Here is a 5344-nt window from a genome sequence, read left to right as displayed (position 1 = left end):
GTCGGTGTCCCGTGGGGGAGGAGGGGGGCGGGGGAGGGCGGTGTTCCGCACCCGCCGATCGCCTGGCCGTCGTCGCCCCCCCCGGCTGTCACCTGTCCGGGGCCGTCGGCCGCCCGTCCGTTCCCGCCCCGCTCACCGCTCGCTGTCCAAGTGCGCCATCTGGTCCGCCGGGTAGCGCTCGCCCGCCGCCGCGTCCGCGGGGACGGCCGCCTCGATGGCGGCGAGGTCGTCCGGGCCCAGGGTGACGTCCAGCGCGCCGAGCGCCTCGGCGAGGCGCTCGCGGGTGCGGGCGCCCACCAGGGGGACGATGTCCGAACCCTGGGCCAGGACCCAGGCGATCGCCGTCTGGGCGACGGTCGCTCCCCGCTGCTCGGCGACCTTGCGGAGGGCGTCGACCAGGTCCAGGTTGCGCTGGAGGTTCTCGCCCTGGAAGCGGGGGCTCACGCCGCGGAAGTCACCGGCGGCGAGCCGCCGGTCGCGGCCGAAGTGGCCGCTGATCAGACCGCGGGAGAGGACGCCGTAGGCGGTCACGCCGATGCCGAGCTCGCGGGCGGTCGGGAGGATGCGGTCCTCTATGCCGCGCGAGATCAGCGAGTACTCGATTTGCAGGTCCGAGATCGGGGCGACGGCGGCGGCCCGGCGCAGGGTGTCCGCGCCCACCTCGGACAGGCCGATGTGGCGGACATGGCCGGCCTCGACGAGCTCGGCGATGGCGCCGACGGTCTCCTCGATCGGCACGTCGGGGTCGACGCGGGCGATCCGGTAGACGTCGATGTGGTCGACGCCCAGCCGCTGCAGCGAGTACGCGGCGAAGTTGCGCACCGCCGCCGGGCGGCCGTCGTAGCCCGCCCAGCCGCCGTCCGGGTCGCGCAGGGCGCCGAACTTGACGCTGGTGAGCGCCCGTTCGCGGTGGGCGGCCGGGGCGGAACGCAGCGCCTCGCCGATCAGCAGCTCGTTGTGGCCCATGGCGTAGAAGTCACCCGTGTCGAGCAGGGTGACGCCCGCGTCCAGGGCGGCGTGGATGGTGGCGATCGACTCCGTCCGGTCGGCCTCGCCGTAGAGGGCGGACATGCCCATGCAGCCGAGGCCGAGGGCGGAGACCTGGGGGCCGGTGGTGCCGAGAGTGCGGTACAGCACGGGGACTCCTTCGGGGCGGGGGAGGAGGGGAGGACGGAAGGGGTGGGCGGAAGCCGGACACCTTCAGGGTGGCACATGGAATGACAGATTTCAATATCTGTCATTCCATGTGTGTCCTCGCGTGTGCTGCCCCTCAGCGCATCGTCTTCGGCAGCCGCGTGCTCAGCACCGCCGTCGCCGCCACCGCCACCAGCTGCACTCCGAACGTCGTCACCACCGCGTCCCGCACCCCCATCGAGGAGGACAGCGACAGGAACAGCGAGCCGAGCGTCGCCACGCCCAGCGCCATGAACGACTGCTGCGTGGTGACCATCACCCCGCCGCCGACCCCCGCCTGCGTCGCCGGGACCTCGCTCAGCACGGCCCGCAGCGTGGGCGGCAGCAGCAGGCCCTGGCCCAGCCCCTGCACCGCCAGGGCCGGCATCGGACCCCAGACGCCGAGGTCGTCCCAGCCCCAGAGGAAGGTCAGGGCCATCCCGAGCACGCCCGCCGCCTGGACCAGCGTTCCGGCGGTCACCGCGCGGCGGCCGTAGCGGGCGCCCAGCCGGGGGCCGAGCAGCGAACCGACGAAGAAGGTGACGCACAGCGGCAGCAGCGCCAGGCCGGCCTCGGTCGGGTTCAGGCGCAGCCCCTCCTGGAACACCACGGCCAGGACGAACATGTAGCCGCCCCAGCCCAGGGAGAAGGGCACCAGGACCGCCAGGCCGCTGCGGACCGAGCCGATCCGCAGCAGGGACGGCGGCACCAGCGGAGTCCGCCCGGCGGCCTCCATCCGCCGTTCGACCGCCCAGAACGCCGCCGCGGCGAACGGGAACGCGCCCAGCAGCACCCAGGACCACACCGGCCACCCGGTGGAGCGCCCCTCCGTCAGCGGCACCAGCAGCGAGGCCAGGGTCAGCGACAGCAGGACGGTGCCCGCGCCGTCCACCCTGGTCGGCCGGTCGGAACGCGTCTCCGGGATCAGCCGCGCCGCCAGCAGCAGCGCGAGCACCGAAAGCGGCGCGTTGACCAGGAAGATCGGGCGCCAGCCGGAGCCCGCGATGTCGGCGGAGACCAGGAAGCCGCCCAGCATCTGGCCGATCACACTGGACACTCCGGCGGTGGCGCTGTACCAGCTCATCGCGCGGGTGCGGCGCTCGCCGTGGGTCGCCGCCTGGATCGTGGCCAGGGCCTGCGGCAGCAGCAGCGCCGAGGCGGCGCCTTGGGCGACGCGGGCGGCCACCAGGCTCCAGGCGTCCGGTGCCAGACCGCACGCCACGGACGTCACACCGAACGCGGCCGTTCCCCAGAGGAACATCCGGCGGCGGCCCACCATGTCGCCCAGCCGCCCGCCGAGCACCAGCAGTACGGCGTACGCGACGCCGTACCCGCCGACGACCATCTCCAGGACCGCCGGACCGGCGTGCAGATCGCGGTCGATGGCGGGCAGGGCGACGTTGACGATGAAGAAGTCCACCATCGGCAGGGCGGCGCCGAGGAGCACCGTGAAGAGGCCGCCGGTGCCCAGCACCGCCCCGCGGGAGCGGGCGGGTCCGGCGGGGGGAGCGGCGTCGGCAGAGGGAGAGGACAGCGGTGTCGGGGATGGGACGGGTGTCTCGTCGGCTATGCGTGCTTCGTTCACACGACGACGATGACGCAGTCCGCAACCTGGTACCAGAGAGCCTTTATCCTGGTACAAGGACTACCCGGTAACGGTCCTGACACCGGGGTCGCCGTATCGCAGGCTGGAGGTATGACCACGATGGTGCCGGAGTCGCCGGCCGCTCCGATCGCCGTTCTCGACGGCGGGGTCCGCGACATCGACGACGAGGCGCGCCGCGCCGAACTGGCGGCCTTCCTCCGCAGCCGCCGCGAACGCATCACCCCCGAGCAGGTGGGCCTGCCCCGCGGCAGCAGACGGCGGACGCCGGGGCTGCGCCGGGAGGAGGTCGCCCTGCGGGCCGCCGTGGGCGTCACTTGGTACACCTGGCTGGAACAGGGCCGCGACATCCAGGTCTCCGCCCAGGTGCTGGACGCCATCGCCCGGGCGCTGCTGCTCGACCGCGCCGAGCGCTCCCACCTCTTCGCCCTGGCCAACGCCACGGACCCGGCGCCCAACGCCGAGCCCACGGGCATCCCGCCGGGGCTGCGCCTGATGCTGGAGCAGCTGGAGCCCTTCCCCGCCTGCGTCCAGAACGCGCGCTACGACATCCTGGCGTACAACCGCACGTACAAGCACCTCCTCTGCGACCTGGACGCCCTGCCGCCCGAGGAACGCAACTGCCTCTGGCTGCACTTCACCAACGAGACCTGGTACGCCGACGTCATCGACCGCGAGGAGACCAAGCGGGCCATGGCGGCGAAGTTCCGGGCCGCGATGGCGGATCACATCGCCGAGCCGGCCTGGAAGTGCCTGCTCAAGCGGTTGCAGGAGGCGTCCGCTGACTTCCGGGAGATGTGGGAGCGGCACGAGGTGATCCCTCCGGCGGCCAACCGGCAGCGCACCTACCGGCAGGCCCGGGTGGGGCTGCTGAACCTCGACTACACCAACCTCTGGACCGGCCCCGCCCCCGGCACCCGGCTCCTCACCTTCACCCCCGCCGACGACGAGACGCACGAGCGGCTGCACCGGCTGCTGGAACTGGTGCGGGCCGAGGAGGGGTGAGCAGCCCGCCGCCCTGCCGTCGCCCACCGCCCCGCAGCCGCTTGCCGCGCCCCGCCGTCGGCTGCCCCGCGCCGTCGCCGTATGCCGCGCGCCTGCCGCGCGCTGCGCGCCCGAAGTGCGCCCCGGAACGCGCGGCGGGAGCGCGAAGAAGCGGAGACGGGCGCGATAGAGCGGGGAAGGGCACGGAAGCGCGGAGGGGGGGGCGGCGAGGGAAGCGGGAGCCGGGGTGACCGGAGCCGCGGGATCCGGTCCGCCGGATGAGGGACAATGGACGGTCGCCGTTCCCTCGGGCGCCGTCCCCTCGGCCCCCTGGCCCGCGACCCGCCCGTACCCGCACGAACGAGGAAGCCCCTCCATGACGCAGCTCCAGATCGGTCCGCACACCGTGCAGCCGCCGGTGGTCCTGGCCCCGATGGCCGGGATCACCAACGCGCCCTTCCGCACGCTGTGCCGCGAGTTCTCGGGTGGCAAGGGGCTGTTCGTCAGCGAAATGATCACCACCCGGGCGCTGGTCGAGCGGGACGCCAAGACCATGCGGCTGATCCACTTCGACGGCACCGAGAAGCCGCGCTCGATCCAGCTCTACGGCGTCGACCCGTTCTACGTCGGCCGCGCCGTCCGCATGATCGTGGACGAGGACCTCGCCGACCACATCGACCTCAACTTCGGCTGCCCCGTCCCCAAGGTCACCCGCAAGGGCGGCGGCTCGGCCCTCCCCTACAAGCGGAACCTGCTGCGCGCCATCCTCCGCGAGGCCGTCGGCAACGCCGGGTCGCTGCCCGTCACCATGAAGATGCGCAAGGGCATCGACGACGACCACATCACCTTCCTGGACGCCGGCCGGATCGCCGTCGAGGAGGGCGTCACCGCCATCGCCCTGCACGGCCGCACCGCCGCCCAGCACTACGGCGGCACCGCCGACTGGGAGTCCATCGCCCGGCTGAAGGAGGCCGTCCCGGAGATCCCCGTCCTCGGGAACGGCGACATCTGGTCGGCCGACGACGCCGTCCGGATGATGCGCGAGACGGGCTGCGACGGCGTCGTGGTCGGACGCGGCTGCCTCGGCCGGCCCTGGCTCTTCGGCGACCTGGTCGCCGCCTTCGACCCCGAGGGCCCCCGGGAGCCCGCCGCGCCCACCCTGCGGGAGGTGGCGCGGGTGATGCTGCGCCACGCGGAGCTGCTGGGGGAGTGGCTGGAGAGCGAGGAGCGCGGCGTCATCGACTTCCGCAAGCACGTCGCCTGGTACACGAAGGGGTTCTCGATCGGGTCCGAGCTGCGGCGGCAGCTCGCCGTGACGTCGTCGCTGGCGGAGCTCGACGCTCTTCTGAGCGGGCTCGACCTGGATCAGGCGTGGCCCGCGGGGGCGGACGGGCCGCGGGGGCGGACGTCGGGGCGTAGCCGGGTCGTGCTGCCGGACGGGTGGCTGGACGACCCGTACGACTGCGCGGTGGTGGGCGCGGAGGCGGAGCTCGACACCTCCGGGGGGTGACGCGTGGGGCGCCTGCGGCGGGCTGCGCCCCGGTCCCGCCCCTTCGCCGATTCCTGGGGGCGAAGCCCCCAGAC

The 5344-nt window shown here is 73.6% G+C and carries 4 protein-coding genes; 2 read left to right on the top strand and 2 right to left on the bottom strand.

Going from position 1 to position 5344, the window contains the following annotated elements; translation table 11 throughout:
- Positions 1-132: 132 nt before the first annotated feature.
- Positions 133-1137 (bottom strand): aldo/keto reductase, encoded by a 1005-nt coding sequence (locus tag ACSNOK_RS30325; RefSeq protein WP_436784003.1) that lies wholly within the window; start codon positions 1135-1137, stop codon positions 133-135.
- A gap of 133 nt (positions 1138-1270) precedes the next feature.
- Positions 1271-2758, bottom strand: a complete 1488-nt coding sequence (locus ACSNOK_RS30320; protein ID WP_436784002.1) for an MFS transporter — start codon at positions 2756-2758, stop codon at positions 1271-1273.
- 111 nt (positions 2759-2869) lie between these two features.
- On the opposite strand from ACSNOK_RS30320, the gene ACSNOK_RS30315 reads away from it, so the two are divergent.
- Complete coding sequence (locus tag ACSNOK_RS30315) at positions 2870-3781, top strand: helix-turn-helix transcriptional regulator (RefSeq protein ID WP_436784001.1); 912 nt, start codon at positions 2870-2872, stop codon at positions 3779-3781.
- Between the two features lie 355 nt (positions 3782-4136).
- Positions 4137-5270: a tRNA dihydrouridine synthase DusB gene (gene dusB / locus ACSNOK_RS30310; RefSeq protein WP_436784000.1), complete on the top strand. Its 1134-nt coding sequence runs from the start codon at positions 4137-4139 to the stop codon at positions 5268-5270.
- Positions 5271-5344 lie beyond the last annotated feature (74 nt).

This window comes from Streptomyces sp. URMC 126 (assembly GCF_051386555.1).
Classification (GTDB): Bacteria; Actinomycetota; Actinomycetes; order Streptomycetales; family Streptomycetaceae; genus Streptomyces.
The sequence above is the reverse complement of the archived record's forward strand: the minus strand, read 5'-3'. Positions and strand labels throughout refer to the sequence as shown.

Excerpts from the sequence above, each read along its gene's own strand:
- ACSNOK_RS30315 (WP_436784001.1), top strand. The coding sequence starts at position 2,870 with ATGACCACGATGGTGCCGGAGTCGCCGGCCGCTCCGATCGCCGTTCTC.
- dusB (WP_436784000.1), top strand. The coding sequence starts at position 4,137 with ATGACGCAGCTCCAGATCGGTCCGCACACCGTGCAGCCGCCGGTGGTC.